Origin of the sequence: Rhizobium binxianense (assembly GCF_028994275.1) — a bacterium.
GTDB classification, from domain to species: Bacteria; Pseudomonadota; Alphaproteobacteria; order Rhizobiales; family Rhizobiaceae; genus Rhizobium; species Rhizobium binxianense.
The window spans coordinates 4,282,827-4,299,585 of the sequence record NZ_CP118713.1 but is presented as its reverse complement, the minus strand read 5'-3'; the positions used below and the strand labels follow the sequence as shown (position 1 = coordinate 4,299,585).

14 protein-coding genes are annotated in these 16,759 nt (G+C 62.5%); 10 read left to right on the top strand and 4 right to left on the bottom strand.

Annotated elements, in window-relative coordinates:
- Window position 1: 1 nt before the first annotated feature.
- Window positions 2-457, bottom strand: a complete 456-nt coding sequence (locus tag PO860_RS20915) for a GNAT family N-acetyltransferase (protein WP_275037961.1) — start codon at window positions 455-457, stop codon at window positions 2-4.
- 8 nt (window positions 458-465) lie between these two features.
- A complete protein-coding gene (locus PO860_RS20910) occupies window positions 466-2,145 on the bottom strand; it encodes an MFS transporter (protein WP_411195757.1) in 1,680 nt (559 codons plus the stop codon).
- A 197-nt stretch (window positions 2,146-2,342) separates the two neighbouring features.
- Here PO860_RS20910 and rimP point away from each other — a divergent pair, with 197 nt between their 5' ends.
- From rimP to PO860_RS20860, 10 genes are all read left to right on the top strand, one after another.
- Window positions 2,343-2,948, top strand: a complete 606-nt coding sequence (gene rimP / locus PO860_RS20905; protein WP_097617244.1) for a ribosome maturation factor RimP — start codon at window positions 2,343-2,345, stop codon at window positions 2,946-2,948.
- Window positions 2,949-3,007: 59 nt separating this feature from the next.
- Window positions 3,008-4,615, top strand: a complete 1,608-nt coding sequence (nusA, locus tag PO860_RS20900; protein WP_183609960.1) for a transcription termination factor NusA — start codon at window positions 3,008-3,010, stop codon at window positions 4,613-4,615.
- Window positions 4,612-5,307 (top strand): RNA-binding protein, encoded by a 696-nt coding sequence (locus PO860_RS20895; RefSeq protein ID WP_272784651.1) that lies wholly within the window; start codon window positions 4,612-4,614, stop codon window positions 5,305-5,307. Before nusA ends, PO860_RS20895 begins: the two co-directional genes overlap by 4 nt.
- 102 nt (window positions 5,308-5,409) lie before the next feature.
- Complete coding sequence (gene infB / locus PO860_RS20890) at window positions 5,410-8,169, top strand: translation initiation factor IF-2 (RefSeq protein WP_273885382.1); 2,760 nt, start codon at window positions 5,410-5,412, stop codon at window positions 8,167-8,169.
- Window positions 8,170-8,320: 151 nt separating this feature from the next.
- Entirely contained in the window at window positions 8,321-8,725 is a 405-nt protein-coding gene (rbfA, locus tag PO860_RS20885; RefSeq protein WP_183609957.1) for a 30S ribosome-binding factor RbfA, read from the top strand.
- Window positions 8,726-8,738: 13 nt separating this feature from the next.
- Window positions 8,739-9,671: a tRNA pseudouridine(55) synthase TruB gene (gene truB, locus PO860_RS20880; RefSeq protein WP_273882451.1), complete on the top strand. Its 933-nt coding sequence runs from the start codon at window positions 8,739-8,741 to the stop codon at window positions 9,669-9,671.
- A gap of 82 nt (window positions 9,672-9,753) precedes the next feature.
- Window positions 9,754-10,605 (top strand): alpha/beta fold hydrolase, encoded by an 852-nt coding sequence (locus PO860_RS20875; RefSeq protein ID WP_273882450.1) that lies wholly within the window; start codon window positions 9,754-9,756, stop codon window positions 10,603-10,605.
- A gap of 151 nt (window positions 10,606-10,756) precedes the next feature.
- Complete coding sequence (gene rpsO, locus PO860_RS20870) at window positions 10,757-11,026, top strand: 30S ribosomal protein S15 (RefSeq protein ID WP_183609954.1); 270 nt, start codon at window positions 10,757-10,759, stop codon at window positions 11,024-11,026.
- Between the two features lie 352 nt (window positions 11,027-11,378).
- Window positions 11,379-13,517 carry a polyribonucleotide nucleotidyltransferase gene (pnp, locus tag PO860_RS20865; RefSeq protein WP_183609953.1) on the top strand — a complete coding sequence of 713 codons (2,139 nt, stop codon included), beginning with the start codon at window positions 11,379-11,381 and terminating at the stop codon, window positions 13,515-13,517.
- 76 nt (window positions 13,518-13,593) lie between these two features.
- Window positions 13,594-14,610: a class I SAM-dependent methyltransferase gene (locus PO860_RS20860; protein WP_273885381.1), complete on the top strand. Its 1,017-nt coding sequence runs from the start codon at window positions 13,594-13,596 to the stop codon at window positions 14,608-14,610.
- 101 nt (window positions 14,611-14,711) lie between these two features.
- On the opposite strand, the gene fabI is transcribed toward PO860_RS20860, so the two are convergent.
- Entirely contained in the window at window positions 14,712-15,518 is an 807-nt protein-coding gene (fabI, locus tag PO860_RS20855) for an enoyl-ACP reductase FabI (RefSeq protein WP_272784646.1), read from the bottom strand.
- A 4-nt stretch (window positions 15,519-15,522) separates the two neighbouring features.
- Window positions 15,523-16,755, bottom strand: a complete 1,233-nt coding sequence (gene fabB / locus PO860_RS20850) for a beta-ketoacyl-ACP synthase I (RefSeq protein WP_272784645.1) — start codon at window positions 16,753-16,755, stop codon at window positions 15,523-15,525.
- Window positions 16,756-16,759: the final 4 nt, after the last annotated feature.

The window sequence follows — 16,759 nt, the reverse complement described above, 5'->3', positions numbered from 1 at the left end:
TTCAGAGCGTGCGCTTCAGCCCGTCATGGCTGGCCGCAAAACCGAGCTTCTCGTAGAAGCGGATCGAGTCCGTCCGCGTCTTGTCCGATGTCAGCTGCACGAGGCCGCAGCCGCGTTCGACGCATCGGGCGATCGCCCATTCGACGAACGCGGAGCCGAGGCCGGCGCCGCGAACATCCCCAGCGACACGTACGCTTTCGATCTGGCCACGCCACATGCCCGTCCGCGACAGGCCGGGAAGAAAGCTCAGCTGCAGACAGCCGACGACCCGATCGGAAGCGTCGGTTGCGACGGCCAGCAGCTGATTGGCGTCCGCCTCGATCGCGGCAAAGGCCGAGAGATACCGCGCATCGACGGGGTCCGAAACGATCTCCCTGGCGCCGCCGAGCTCGTCATCGGCGAGAAGCCGGACGATGGCGGCAAGATCGGATCGGCGGGCGAGCCTGAAACTATACATGGCTATTCTCAATGATGCAGATCGATCGGCGCCTTGTGGAAGACGTCGTTGTCAGGCGGGATCGCCTGCCGCTCGATCATGCGGTGGACATGCGGCAGACCTTCGCCGCGATGAAGTGCGCGAATCCTGTCGATGTTTTCGGCATCGGCCTGCGTGCGCCGCTGGTTGTGTCTTAAATATTCGACCCAGGTCGACGTATGATAGGTTTCCGTCCAGAGCCCGGGATTTTCGAGATCGCGCATCAGCGCCCAGTTGCGGGCGCCGTCGCGGATGCGGATGCGGCGGCGTTCGCCCATCAGCTCCATGAACTCGGCAAGGTCGTCATCTCCGATCTCATAGTCGACTTGAATGACGATCGGGCCGCTGCGCGGCGTGATGTCGAGGCTCAAGGCCGGCTCGGTGAAGCGGTTCAGCGGATCGAGGTTGAGCGAGGCGAAGGCCGGCATGGAAAAACGCAGGCCGATGGCAATGCCGAGCAGCATGACGACGGATGACATCAAGAGCGCGTCGGCGACGCCGTAGCGATCGGCGGCAACGCCCCAGAGCCAGCTGCCGCCGGCGATGCCGCCGAAGGTGACGGTCTGGTAGAGCGACAGCGCCCGGCCGACCACCCAGCGCGGCGTCGACAGCTGGACGATGGTGTTGAACAGCGAAAGCGCGGAGACCCAGCAGGCGCCGGAGACGAGCAGCCCTGCGGAGGTGAGGACGGCGCTTGGGCTGAAGGCGGCGATGACGGCGCTCAGCGCAAAGCCGGCAAAGGCCAGGCGGATGATCATCTCGCTGGACAGCAGCTGACGGAGCCTGGCATTCAGCACCGCGCCGCCGATCGCGCCGATGCCGAAGGCGCCGAGCATGAAACCATAGGTCAGCGGTCCGCCGCCGACGAGATCGAGGGCGACGACCGGCAGCAGCGCCAGGATCGAGCTGGCGCCGATGCCGAAGAGCAGTCCCCGGACGAGGACCTTTTCGAGATTGGGCGACATCGAGACATAACGCAGGCCGGCGAAGATGGCGCTGCCGAGCGCCTCCCGCGGCAGGGTCGAGACCGGCGTGCTCGGGCGCCAGCGCATGAGGGCATAGATCAGGGCGAAGTAACTCACCGTGTTGACCGCGAAGGCCGCAGCGGCACCTGCTGCCGCGACGATGACGCCGCCGATCGCCGGGCCGACGCTGCGGGTGATGTTGAAACCCATGCTGTTCAGGGTGACGGCGCCCGGCAGATCGGCGCGCGGCACCATGTCGCCGACCGAGGCCTGCCAGGAGGGATTGTTGAGTGCGGTGCCGCAGCCGATCAGGAAGGTGAAGAAGAGCAGCAGCCAGGGGGTAATCCAGCCGAGAAGGGCTGTGGCGGTCAGCAGGCCTGAGACCGTCAGCATCATGCACTGCGCCGTCAGCATCACCCGGCGGCGGTCGTAATTGTCGGCCAAGGCGCCCGATATCAGCGAAAACAGCATGATCGGCAGCGCCGTCGAGGTCTGCACCAGCGCCACCATGTCCTCCGAGGCGGTGATCGTCGTCATCATCCAGGCAGCACCGACGGCCTGGATCAGACCGCCGAAATTCGAGGACAGGCTGGCGAACCAGATGGTGCGGTAGGTCTCGTGCCGCAACGGCGCTAATGTCGAGGAAGTGTAGGCCACGATTTCTCCCGCTTTTGTTATTGCGCCGCACCGGCAATATATGCGCAAGACCGGCGCTGGCCATAGGCCTGTTCACCTCGCCGAAAGCGAATCGGCGGAATCGGTCGCGGACCTTGCAATTTCGGAAAAACCCGACTATATGGCTCTCAAATTCTTGATCGCTTGATGAAGAGTGGGCCGCAAGGACCCGCTCTTTTTTATTAGCGCGATCCCTAAACAGCATGAAATTGCGAGGAGCGCACCGCTTGTCGGACATGACAAACGCAGACCACGAACTTGAGCCGCGGCTGATTACCGAAACCGGGCTCGACCAGCGTCTTGCCGATATCATCGAACCCGTCCTCGTCGGCCTGGGCTTTCGGCTTATCCGCGTCCGTATGCTGAACCAGAACGGCGCAACGATGCAGGTCATGGCCGAACGCAACGACGGCACGATGACGGTTCAGGACTGCGAAGAAGTCTCGATGGCGATTTCTCCCGTCCTCGATGTGGAAGATCCCGTCGATAAAGAGTATCATCTCGAAGTGTCTTCGCCCGGCATCGACCGTCCGATGGTGCGGAAATCCGATTTCGTCCGCTGGCAGGGCCACCTTGTGAAATGCGAGACGTCGATCTTGATCGACAATCGCAAGCGCTTCCGCGGCAAGATCGTCGAAGCAGGCGCAGATGGTTTCACGCTCGAGCGTGACCAGGTCGCTTACGGGGAAGAGCAGAAGGTCACCATTCCCTTCACGGCGCTTAGCGATGCGAAGCTCATTCTGACCGACGACCTGATCCGCGACGCGTTGCGCGCCGACAAGCTGGCGAAAGCCCAGGCCGCCAACCAGAACGAAGCGGACGACCAGGAATAACCGATCAACAGACCGCTCCAGGGACGGGAACCCTGAAGTAAAGACGGAGAAACAAGACAATGGCAGTCAGTGCGAACCGGCTCGAACTTCTGCAGATCGCAGATGCAGTGGCGCGCGAAAAGGTCATCGACCGCGAGATCGTGCTGGCCGCAATGGCCGACGCTATCCAGAAGGCGGCACGCTCCCGTTATGGCACCGAGTCCAATATCCGGGCCGATATCAATCCGAAGACCGGCGAAATCCGTCTGCAGCGCCTGCTCGAAGTCGTCGAGAAGGCCGAGGATTATTCGACGCAGATCCCGCTGGAACTCGCCCGCGACCGCAACCCGGATGCCGCACTCGGCGATTTCATCGCCGATCCGCTGCCGCCGATGGATTTCGGCCGCATCGCCGCACAGTCCGCCAAGCAGGTGATCGTGCAGAAGGTGCGTGAAGCCGAGCGTGACCGCCAGTTCGACGAATTCAAGGATCGCACCGGCGAAATCGTCAACGGTACCGTCAAGCGTGTCGAATACGGCAACGTCATCGTCGATCTCGGCCGTGGCGAAGGCATCATCCGCCGCGACGAAATGATCCCGCGCGAAAACGTCCGCTATGGCGATCGTGTCCGTGCCTATGTCTATGACGTCCGTCGCGAGCAGCGCGGCCCGCAGATCTTCCTGTCGCGCACGCATCCGCAGTTCATGGTGAAGCTATTCACCATGGAAGTGCCTGAAATCTACGACGGCATCATCCAGGTGAAGTCGGTCGCCCGCGATCCGGGCTCGCGCGCCAAGATCGCGGTGATCTCGAACGACAGTTCGATCGATCCGGTCGGCGCCTGCGTCGGTATGCGCGGCTCGCGCGTCCAGGCCGTCGTCGGCGAACTCCAGGGCGAGAAGATCGACATCATTCCGTGGAGCCAGGATCCGGCGACCTTCGTCGTCAACGCCCTGCAGCCGGCCGAAGTCGCCAAGGTTGTTCTCGACGAGGATGCCGAGCGCATCGAAGTGGTCGTTCCCGACGAGCAGCTGTCGCTTGCGATCGGCCGCCGCGGCCAGAACGTCCGCTTGGCATCGCAGCTGACCGGCTGGGATATCGACATCATGACGGAGGCCGAGGAATCGGAGCGCCGTCAGAAGGAATTCAACGAGCGCACCAATCTGTTCATGGATTCGCTCGACGTCGACGAAATGGTCGGCCAGGTTCTGGCGTCCGAAGGTTTCGCCGCGGTCGAGGAACTGGCCTATGTTGATCTCGACGAAATCTCCTCGATCGACGGTTTCGACGAAGAGACGGCGCAGGAAATCCAGCAGCGTGCCCGCGAATTCCTCGAGCGTCTCGAAGCCGAGATGGACGAAAAGCGCAAGGCGCTCGGCGTTCAGGACGAGCTGCGCGAAATCGACGGCATCACCGCCCAGATGATGGTGGCGCTCGGCGAAGACGGCATCAAGACGATCGAGGATTTTGCCGGTTGCGCCGCCGACGATCTCGTCGGCTGGACGGAACGCAAGAACGGCGAAACGAAGAAGTTCGAAGGCCTGTTCTCGAAGTTCGACGTTTCGCGCGTCGAGGCCGAGCAGATGATCGTCCAGGCCCGCCTTTCGGCCGGCTGGATCACGCAAGAGGACCTGGCGAAGGGGACCGAGGAAGAGGTCACCGAAGCTGAAGCCGAACAAGAAGCATGATGACCGCGCATGAGCCGGACGCTCTTCCTGATGAGGACGACGATCTTGCAGGTTATGACGTGAACGGACGCATGTGCATCGTGACGCGCGAAAGCGGATCGCCGGAAGAGCTGATCCGCTTCGTTGCCGCTCCCGATGGAACGGTTGTCGCCGACCTGAAGCGAGAGCTTCCGGGACGCGGATGCTGGGTGAAGATCGACCGGTCGCTGGTCGACAGGGCAGTGGCGAGGAAACTCTTCGCCCGCGCGCTGAAAATGGATGTGAAGGCGGCGGACGATCTCGGTGCGAGCGTCGACCGGCTGCTTGCAGCGCAGTTGATGCAGATGATGAACATGGCGCGCAAAGCCGGCCAGTTCGTCAGCGGGTCCGCGAAAGTGGATGCCGCGGTCAGAAGCGGAGCAGCCCTTGCGGTGTTCCACGCGACCGATGCAGCGGACGACGGCGTCCGGAAAATCGACCAGGCCCGCAAGGCCTGGCACCTCGGAATGGAGACCGAGGAGGAGATACCTTCCTTCCGTCTCTTCTCGGAGAGCGAAATGGAAGGCCTGATGGGCCAGAATGCTTTTATCCATGCTGCAGTGCTTGCAGGGCAGGCGGGTGAGGGTGTAGTGAAGCGCGCAAAGATGCTCGAACAGTACCGTATTGGCGGTCAGTCCCGGGCAGCGGGCGGCGCTGGCCGGCAAAAACAATGAGGCGGTCACCGGCATCGGCCGGTCCTATTCTCATTGATCGACAGTATTTGAACGACAGGGTCTGATCTAGTCATCGCTCCCTGTCCGAAGGAACGGGAACGAATGACCGATAGTAACGACGACAAGACAATCAGCGTGACGGGCAAAAAGACGCTTACCCTGAAACCATCGGGGATGAGCCAGGGCACCGTTCGCCAGGATATGGGTCGAGGTCGCACCAAGGCGGTCGTCGTCGAGACCCGCAAGCGGCGCCCGATGCGCCCGGAAGACGAAAAGCCGATCACACCCGCCGCTCCGGTGGCCCCCGTCCGCGCCGCCGAACCGACGCCCGCACCCGTGCAGGCACGCCCAACGCAGCCGACGCCGGCACCGCGGGTTCAACAGGGCAACAACGGCCAGACCAACCAGCGTCCGCAGCAGTCCCACCAGGCGCCGCGCCAAAACGATCGTCCACGCCCGGTGGTGCTGAACCATCTGTCGCCGGAAGAGATGGACGCCCGCCGCCGCGCGCTTGCCGACGCCCAGGCGCGTGACGCCCAGGATGCGATCCGCCGCGCCGAGGAAGAAAAGCGCCGCGCCGCCGAAGAGGTTGTCCGCAAGGCAGCCGAAGCCGAAGAAGCAGCCCGCAGGGCCGCTGAAGAGGCTATCCGGCAGGCTGAGGCACCCGTCGCTGTTGCTGAACCGGCAGCCGAAGCACCGGCTCCGGCCGAAGCACGCTCCGACGCCCCGCGGCCGCAGCAACCCGCTTCGTCGGCACCTGCTGCACGCCGGCCCGATGCGGCTGGAGCACCTGCTGCCGCCCGTCCGGCAGCGGGCGCTGCGGTGCCCGGCGCCGTTCGCGGCCGTCGCGACGAAAAGGAAGACGACGATCGTGGCGGCGCAGCGCGCGGCGGTCCTGTCCGTGGCCGCGTCGTTCGCCCGGAACCGGCAAAGCCGGTCACGACACGTCCGAAGACGGATGAAGAACGCCGTCGCGGCAAGCTGACGATCTCCACTGCCAACGTAGACGGCGAGGACAATGCTCGCGGACGTTCGCTCTCGGCGATGCGTCGCCGGCAGGAGAAGTTCCGCCGCGGCCAGATGCAGGAAACCCGCGAGAAGATCTCCCGCGAGGTCGTTCTGCCTGAGACCATCACCATTCAGGAACTGTCGCAGCGCATGTCCGAACGCGCCGTCGACGTCATCAAGTACCTGATGAAGGAAGGCCAGATGATGAAGCCGGGCGACGTCATCGACGCCGACCTTGCCGAACTCATCGCCGGCGAATTCGGCCATACGGTCAGGCGCGTGTCGGAATCCGACGTCGAACTCGGCATCTTCAACGTGTCCGACGAGGATGGCGAACTGGTTTCGCGCCCGCCGGTTGTCACCATCATGGGCCATGTCGACCACGGCAAGACCTCGCTGCTCGACGCCATCCGCCATGCCAACGTGGTCTCCGGCGAAGCCGGTGGTATCACGCAGCATATCGGCGCCTATCAGGTGGAGCAGAACGGTCAGAAGATCACCTTCATCGATACACCCGGCCACGCCGCCTTCACGGCAATGCGTGCCCGCGGTGCGCAGGCGACCGACATCGCGATCCTGGTCGTCGCGGCTGACGACAGCGTGATGCCGCAGACGATCGAATCGATCAACCATGCCAAGGCGGCTGGTGTTCCGATCATCGTTGCGATCAACAAGGTCGACAAGCACGAGGCCGATCCGCAGAAGGTCCGCAACCAGCTGCTGCAGCACGAAGTCTTCGTGGAATCCATGGGCGGTGAAGTGCTCGACGTCGAAGTTTCGGCCAAAACAGGCAAGAACCTCGACAAGCTGCTCGAGGCGATCCTGCTGCAGGCCGAAATTCTCGATCTCAAGGCCAATCCGAACCGGACGGCGGAAGGTACTGTCATCGAAGCCCAGCTCGATCGTGGCCGTGGTTCGGTCGCGACCGTGCTTGTCCAGAAGGGCACGCTGCGTCCGGGCCAGATCATCGTTGCCGGCGACGTCTGGGGCCGCGTGCGCGCCCTCGTCACCGACAAGGGCGACCATGTGAAGGAAGCAGGTCCGGCAACCCCGGTCGAGGTTCTCGGTTTGTCCGGCACGCCGCAGGCAGGCGACAAGTTCGCCGTCGTCGAAAGCGAAAGCCGCGCCCGCGAAATCTCGGAATATCGTCAGCGTCTTGCCCGCGACAAGGCGGCTGCCCGCCAGTCGGGCCAGCGTGGATCGCTGGAACAGATGATGATGCAGCGCCAGAGCGCCGGCATCAAGGAGTTCCCGCTGGTCATTAAGGGTGACGTGCAGGGCTCGATCGAAGCGATTGCCGGCGCACTGGAAAAGCTCGGCACCGACGAGGTCCGCGCCCGCATCGTCCATTCGGGCGCCGGCGGCATCACCGAGTCGGATATCTCGCTCGCCGAAGCTTCGAACGCCGCCATCATCGGCTTCAACGTTCGTGCGAATACGCAGGCACGCCAGTTCGCCGAGCGCGAAGGTCTCGAAATCCGCTACTACAACATCATCTACGACCTCGTGGATGACGTGAAGGCAGCGATGTCGGGCCTCCTGTCTCCGGAACGGCGCGAAACCTTCATCGGCAATGCCGAGATCCTCGAGGTGTTCAACATCACCAAGGTCGGCAAGGTCGCAGGTTGCCGTGTCGTCGAAGGCAAGGTCGAACGCGGTGCGGGCGTCCGCCTCATCCGCAACGATGTCGTCGTTCACGAAGGCAAGCTCAAGACCCTCAAGCGTTTCAAGGACGAAGTGTCCGAAGTGCCGATGGGCCAGGAATGCGGCATGGCCTTCGAGAACTACGAAGACATGCGCGCCGGCGACGTCATCGAGTGCTTCCGCGTCGAGCATATCACGCGCACGCTCTAAACCGCTGCGCACGACATCAGCGCGAAAGCCATTCGCCAGCCGGCGGATGGCTTTCGGGTACCTGCCGACTTGACCTTTTCGACCAAAAGAGTCATGGACGCTCTCCTTTGACGGGTTCGATTCCCAGCCGCATCGGCAAATAGAGATAACAATGACCAGAGCAACTTCTTCCGCGCCTTCGCAGCGCATGCTGCGCGTTGGCGAACAGGTTCGCGCCGCTATCACCCAGGTGCTGCAGCGCGGCGAAGTGCGCGACGACGTCATCGAAGCGACCGTGATCTCGATCTCGGAAGTGCGCATGTCGCCCGACCTCAAGATCGCCACCGCCTATGTGACGCCGCTCGGCGTTTCCGACCACAGCGTGGTCATCGAGGCGTTGAACCGTCATGCGCGGTTTATCCGCGGCCGGCTCGGGCAGCAGCTTCGACAGATGAAATACATGCCGGAGGTGCGCTTCCGCGACGATACCAGCTTCGACAACTACAAGAAGATCGACGAACTGCTGCGTTCGCCTGAGGTAAGCCGCGACCTCGACGGCGATAATGACGAACAATAAACAGAAGAGACTGATGTCCAAACCACGCAAACCCAAGGGCCGACCGATTTCCGGCTGGCTGATCCTCGACAAGCCGGTGGATTTCGGCTCGACGGAAGCCGTTTCCAAGATCAAGTGGCTCTACAAGGCGCAGAAGGCCGGTCATGCCGGCACGCTCGATCCGCTTGCCTCCGGCATGCTGCCGATCGCGCTCGGCGATGCGACGAAGACCGTTCCCTATGTGATGGACGGCCGCAAGATCTATGAATTTACGGTGAGCTGGGGCGAAGAGCGCGCCACCGACGATCTCGAGGGCGAAGTGACCGAGAGCTCGGACAAGCGTCCCAGCGAACAGCAGATCCGCGATATCCTGCCTGGATATATCGGCACCATCAGCCAGGTGCCGCCGCAGTTTTCGGCCATCAAGATATCGGGTGAACGCGCCTATGATCTGGCGCGCGAAGGCGAAGTCGTCGAAATCCCCTCGCGCGAGGTCGAGATCTTCCGGCTGACATTGCTCGCCTGCCCGGATGCCGATACCGCGCATTTCGAAGTGGAATGCGGCAAGGGCACCTATGTCAGGGCGCTGGCGCGCGATTTCGGCCGAGAGCTCGGCTGCTACGGCCATGTATCCGGGCTGCGGCGCACCTTCGTCGCGCCCTTTTCGGAAGAGGCCATGGTGCCGCTCGCAAACCTCGTGGCGCTGGAGGCGATCGAAGATATGGACGAGCGGCTGGCGGTCCTCGACACGCTGCTGATCGACACTTGCGAGGCGCTGTCGGCCCTGCCCCATCTCGTCATCAACGACGATCAGGCGCACCGGCTGAAGATGGGCAACCCAATCCTGGTGCGTGGCCGCGATGCGCCGGTTGCCGAAAGCGAAGCCTATGCGACCGCCCGCGGCAGGCTGATCGCGATCGGCGAGATCGGTCAGGGCGAGTTTCGCCCAAAGCGGGTTTTCGGCTGAGTCCGCAACGATAGCGATTGTCAGCCGGCAGCGATGCGATATCTTCCCTATCGGGCCATAGCGGTCCGATAGGGGGAAGAATATGCGCGTAACTGCTATCGCAACACTGACGTTCTTTTCGATGTTCCTGACTTTTACAGGCGCTCAATCCGCCGAGCGCTGGGCCGAGCTTCCGGCCTTTCCTTCGATGCCGGCGGCCAAGACCAGCGGCATGGCCGATGTCAACGACATCAAGATGTATTACGCCGAATATGGTGAAGGCGAGCCGATCCTCTTCATTCACGGCGGACTCGGAAATGCCGAGGTCTGGGGTCATCAGGTCGCCGATTTTGCCAAGGACCACCTGGTCATCGTTGCCGACAGCCGCGGCCACGGGCGTTCGACGCGCAGCCAGCAGCCCTTCGGCTACGACCTGATGACATCGGATTATGTGGCACTTCTCGACTTTCTGAAGATCGGCAAGGTGACGCTTGTCGGATGGTCGGACGGCGGCATTATCGGCATCGACATGGCGATGAAACACCCGGAAAAATTGACCCGCGTCATTGCCCAGGCAGCCAATGTCACAACGGACGGCGTCAAGGCCGACGTCATGGACAACAAGACCTTCAACGACTACATCAACGTCGCCGGCGAGCAATACCGGAAGCTTTCGCCGACGCCGAACGAATACGACGCCTTCGTCAAGCAGATCTCCGACATGTGGGCGACCCAGCCGGCCTGGACGGCCGCCGATCTAGCCAAGATCTCGGTGCCGGTCACGCTTGCCATCGGCGATCATGATGAAGCCGTAAAGCTCGACCATACGGAAATGATGGCAAAGCAGATTCCGGGCGCCAAACTCGTCATCCTGAAGGATGTGAGCCATTTCGCCATGCTGCAGGATCCGGCAGCTTATGATGGGATGATCCGGGGCGCCATGGCGGGCCGTTGAAGCCGCCGAGAAGACCCCCTCTTTCCATCGATCCATATTTGGTTTATAGGCAGCGCCAGCATCGGGTACGCCCGTTTGCATTCACGGCCAAAGCTGGACGGCATCCCGGCTTTTGGCGACCTTTATCTCCTCTCTTAGAAAGGATCACCCGATGTCGATCACTGCTGAGCGCAAGGCTGCGCTGATCAAGGAATATGCGACCGTTGAAGGCGATACCGGTTCTCCGGAAGTCCAGGTTGCGATCCTGACCGAACGCATCAACAACCTGACCGAACACTTCAAGGACCACAAGAAGGATAACCATTCCCGCCGTGGCCTGCTGACGATGGTTTCGAGCCGCCGCTCGCTTCTTGACTATCTCAAGAAGAAGGATGAAGGCCGCTATTCCAAGCTGATCACCAGCCTGGGTATCCGCCGCTAAGATTGTCCGGCGGGCGCTTTCCAAGCGCCCGCCGGATCCTGTTTCGGGACACGGTTCCCGATGAAATGTTCCAGCCGCGCTCTATTTTCCAAGCGGTGGAAAGATCGGCGGACCCGGATGGGCCGGTTCTGCCAAACCAACCGTTGACCTGTCATGGGGCAGGATTGCCGGATGCTTTCGGCCAAGGCTTCTCAAGGCTTGGCCCAGTTTCTCGGGAACGAGGTTCCCCAGGGAAAACTGCGATAAAAGCCTCCCGTTGTCTTGCCCGTGATACGTCACATTGATTGCGGTCGACTGTGCGCTGCGCCTTGATATCGGCGATGGCGCGTGCTCCCGCATTGAAGGACAAGTCATGTTTGATACACACACAGTCGAAATCGAGTGGGCCGGCCGCCCGCTGAAGCTCGAAACCGGCAAGATCGCCCGTCAGGCCGACGGCGCCGTTCTCGCCACCTACGGCGAAACCGTCGTTCTCGCCACCGTCGTCTCGGCCAAGGCGCCGAAGCCCGGCCAGGATTTCTTCCCGCTCACCGTCAACTACCAGGAAAAGACCTACGCAGCCGGCAAGATCCCCGGCGGCTATTTCAAGCGCGAGGGACGTCCGAGCGAGAACGAGACCCTCGTTTCCCGCCTGATCGACCGCCCGATCCGCCCGCTCTTCCCGGAAGGCTACAAGAACGACACGCAGGTCGTCGTTACCGTCATCCAGCACGACCTTGAAAACAACCCGGATATCCTGTCGATGGTTGCCACCTCGGCGGCACTGACGCTCTCCGGCGTTCCCTTCATGGGCCCGGTCGGCGGTGCGCGCGTCGGCTACATCAACGGCGAATACGTTCTCAACCCGCATCTCGACGAGATGGACGAATCGAGCCTCGACCTTGTCGTCGCCGGCACCTACGATGCCGTGTTGATGGTTGAATCCGAAGCCAAGGAACTCAACGAAGAGGTCATGCTCGGCGCCGTCATGTTCGGCCACAAGGGCTTCCAGCCGGTTCTCGACGCGATCATCAAGCTCGCCGAAGTGGCAGCCAAGGAGCCGCGCGACTTCCAGCCGGAAGACTACTCGGCTCTCGAAAACGAGATGCTCGGCCTTGCCGAAGGTGAGCTTCGGCAAGCCTACAAGATCACCCAGAAGGCCGACCGCTACGCCGCCGTCGACGCTGTCAAGGCGAAGGTGAAGGCGCATTTCCTGCCCGAGGAAGGCGAGGCCAAGTACACGGCCGAAGAAGTCGGCGCGATCTTCAAGCACCTGCAGGCGAAGATCGTCCGCTGGAACATCCTCGACACCAAGAGCCGCATCGACGGCCGCGACCTCGAAACCGTTCGTCCGATCGTTTCGGAAGTCGGCCTTCTGCCGCGCACGCACGGTTCGGCGCTGTTTACCCGCGGTGAAACCCAGGCGATCGTGGTTGCCACGCTTGGCACCGGCGAAGACGAGCAGTATGTCGACAGCCTGACGGGCATGTACAAGGAGCGCTTCCTGCTCCATTACAACTTCCCTCCCTACTCGGTTGGCGAAACCGGCCGCATGGGCTCCCCGGGCCGCCGCGAAATCGGCCACGGCAAGCTCGCATGGCGGGCGATCCGTCCGATGCTGCCGACGCCTGAGCAGTTCCCCTACACGCTGCGCGTCGTCTCGGAGATCACCGAGTCGAACGGCTCGTCCTCGATGGCCACCGTCTGCGGCACGTCGCTCGCTCTGATGGACGCCGGCGTTCCGCTGGCAAAGCCGGTTGCCGGCATCGCCATGGGTCTGATCCTGGAAGGCGATCGCTTCGCCGTCCTCTCCGACATTCTCGGCGACGAGGACCACCTCGGCGACATGGACTTCAAGGTCGCCGGTACCGCCGACGGCATCACCTCGCTGCAGATGGACATCAAGATCGCCGGCATCACCGAAGAGATCATGAAGGTCGCTCTCGGCCAGGCCCAGGGCGGTCGCGCCCACATTCTCGGCGAAATGGCGAAGGCCATCACCGAAAGCCGCGGCCAGCTCGGCGAATTCGCTCCGCGCATCGAAGTCATGAACATCCCGGTCGACAAGATCCGTGAAGTCATCGGCTCCGGCGGCAAGGTCATTCGTGAAATCGTCGAAAAGACCGGTGCGAAGATCAACATCGAGGACGACGGCACCGTTAAGATCGCCTCCTCCTCCGGCAAAGAGATCGAAGCGGCCCGCAAGTGGATCCACTCGATCGTTGCCGAGCCCGAGATCGGCCAGATCTACGAAGGCACGGTTGTCAAGACCGCCGACTTCGGCGCCTTCGTCAACTTCTTCGGCGCCCGCGACGGTCTCGTTCACATCTCGCAGCTTGCTTCCGAGCGTGTTGCCAAGACCCAGGACGTCGTCAAGGAAGGCGACAAGGTCTGGGTCAAGCTGCTCGGCTTCGACGAACGCGGCAAGGTTCGCCTGTCGATGAAGGTCGTCGACCAGGCCACCGGCCAGGAAATTGCGAACGAGAAGAAGAAGGAAGAAGCGGCCGAATAAGCCGCGTCTCCCAAATTTCATTCCGGGCGCGGGAATCTTCCGCGCCCTTTTTGTATCCGAAGTCGAGACGAGATCCATGAGCCGCGAAACGCTGAAGACCCTGTTCCATCCCTTTGCCAGCGGCACAGTCCAGGCGCCCGGCGAGGGCGAGCGCGTGCTTTTCCTCGGCGCCGAGGCAGGCTTTGCGCTGCCGGAGGGTTTTGCCGCCTCGCTCAGCGCCGTCCAGGGCTTCCGGCCGCTCTACCGGCAGCTGCTGGCGCAGCGGATCGAAGCAAAGCCCGAGATCGACGGCGAGGACTACGATGCCGCCCTGGTGCTCTGCACCAAGCACAAGGGCGAGAACGAGGCCAATCTTGCCGCGGCGATCGCCCGCACGCGGCTCGGCGGTCTGATCGTCGTTGCCGGCGCGAAGGAAGACGGCATCCAGCCGCTGCGCAAGCGGATGGAAGGTTTCAATCTCGCAGTCGACTACATGCCGAAATATCACGGCGTCGCTTTCTGGTTCGGCCGGCCGGCGGATGCCGACGAGATCATTTCCAAGCTGGCAAAAGCGCCGGTGCGCGTCGACGGCCGTTTCAATGCCACCGCCGGCATGTTCTCGCATGACCGGATCGATGCCGGATCGGAACTGCTCGCCTCGCGCCTGCCGCAGGATTTCACCGGCGACGTTGCGGATTTTGGCGCCGGATGGGGCTATCTCTCCGTCGAACTGGTGCAGAGATCGCGTGGACTGACCCGCCTCGACCTCTACGAGGCCGATCACGCGGCTCTGGAGGCCGCCAGAGACAATCTAGCGGAGAATTGCCCGAACGCGCCTGCGCGCTTCTTCTGGCACGATCTGGCGGGCGAGCCGGTCAAGGACAAATACGATCTCGTCATCATGAACCCGCCCTTCCATGAGGGGCACGCAGCCGAGCCGGCGCTCGGCCAGGCCATGATCAAGACCGCCGCATCCGCCCTTCGCGGCGGCGGCCGGTTGATGCTAGTCGCCAATCGCGGCCTGCCCTACGAGCCGGTTCTGGCGGCGAATTTCCGAGAAAGCGGCGAAACCTGCCGCAACGCCCGTTTCAAGGTTCTCTGGGCGAAGAAGTAAGCTCTACGCGGCTTCGACCGATCCGGTCATTCTATCGATAGAACAAAAAGGCCGTGCGCAACATCCGCGCACGGCCTTTGAGTTTCAAATCGGAGCAGCGTTTACTCGACGTCTGCCCTGCGCAGCGTTTCCAGTGTCGGCATCGAGGTGACGTTGAAGCCGGCGTCGACAAAATGGATCTCGCCGGTAACGCCGGCGGAAAGATCGGAGAGCAGGTAAAGAGCCGAATTGCCGACCTGATCGATGGTCACGGTCTTGCGCAGCGGCGCATTACGCTGGTTCCAGGAGAGGATCGCGCGCGCATCGGAGATGCCGGCGCCGGCGAGCGTGCGGATCGGACCGGCTGATATCGCATTGACGCGGATGCCGCGCGGGCCGTAGTCGGCGGCGAGATAGCGCACCGAAGCCTCGAGTGCTGCCTTGGCGACGCCCATGACGTTGTAATTCGGAATGACGCGGGTCGAGCCGTTATAGGTCAAGGTCAACATCGCACCGCCGTCTTCCATCAGCGGAGCGCAGCGCTTGGCGATCTCGGTGAAGGAGAAACAGGAAATGACCATGGTGCGGCTGAAATTCTCCCGCGTCGTATCGGCGTAGAGACCCTTCAGCTCGTTCTTGTCGGAAAAACCGATGGCGTGGACGATGAAATCGAGCTTGCCCCAGCGCTCACTGAGCGCGTCGACCAGGGCATCGACCGAGGCGACATCTTCGACATCGCAGGGCAGCACGAAATCCGAGTTGACCTCGGCAGCCAGCGGCTTGACGCGCTTGCCGAGCGCATCGCCCTGATAGGTGAAGGCGAGTTCCGCACCCTGCGCGGCGAGCGCTTTTGAAATCCCCCAGGCGATCGAATGGTTATTTGCGACGCCCATGATGAGGCCGCGCTTACCCTGCATGATTCCCATCATTTTGTTATCCGTTATAACGCTGGAAGACCAGCGTGGCGTTGGTGCCGCCGAAGCCGAAGGAGTTGGAGAGGGCAATGTCGATCTTCGCATCGTCGATCCGCTTGCGCACGATCGGCACGCCTTCGAATTCGGGATCGAGTTCGGTGATATGGGCGCTTTCGCCGATGAAACCGTGCTGCATCATCAGCAGGGAATAGATCGATTCCTGCACGCCGGCAGCACCCAGCGAATGACCGGTCAGCGACTTGGTCGACTGGATATGGGGGATTTTGGAGCCGAATACCTCGCGGATGGCGCCGATTTCCTTGCTGTCGCCGACCGGCGTCGACGTGCCGTGGGTATTGACGTAATCGACGTCGCCTTTGACTGTCGCAAGTGCCTGGCGCATGCAGCGGATGGCGCCCTCGCCGGAGGGGGCGACCATGTCGTAACCATCCGAGGTTGCGCCGTAGCCGACGATTTCGGCGTAGATCTTGGCGCCGCGCGCCTTGGCGTGCTCCAGTTCCTCGAGCACCAGCACCCCGGCGCCGCCGGCGATGACGAAACCGTCGCGGTTGACGTCATAGGCGCGCGAGGCGGTGTCGGGCGTATCGTTGTACTTGGAAGACATGGCGCCCATGGCGTCGAAGAGGTTGGACATCGTCCAGTCGAGATCCTCGTGGCCGCCGGCAAACATCACGTCCTGCTTGCCCCACTGGATCATCTCGGCGGCGTTGCCGATGCAATGCGCCGAGGTCGAGCAGGCCGACGAGATCGAATAGTTGACGCCGTGGATCTTGAACCAGGTGGCGAGTGTGGCCGATGCGGTCGAGGACATCGCCTTCGGCACGGCGAAGGGGCCGATGCGCTTCGGGCTGTTGTTCTTGACGGTGATCTCGGCCGCCTCGATCAGGGTGCGGGTCGACGGACCGCCGGAGCCCATGATGATGCCGGCGCGCTCGTTCTGAGCGTAGTCCTTCTCTTCCAGGCCGGAATCGGCGAGTGCCTGCTTCATGGCCACATGGTTCCAGGCGCCGCCCTGCGACAGGAAGCGCATGGCGCGACGATCGACCAGTTCGGCCAGTTCCGCCGCGCCGAGCTTGGGGCTGCCCCAAACCTGGCACTTGAAGCCGTGCTCGGCGAAATCGCTCGAGAAGGAAATCCCCGACTTTGCCTGCCGCAAGGATTCGGTGACTTCGGCGGCGTCGTTCCCGATCGAGGACACGACACCCAGACCCGTGACAACTACCCGTCTCATCTGA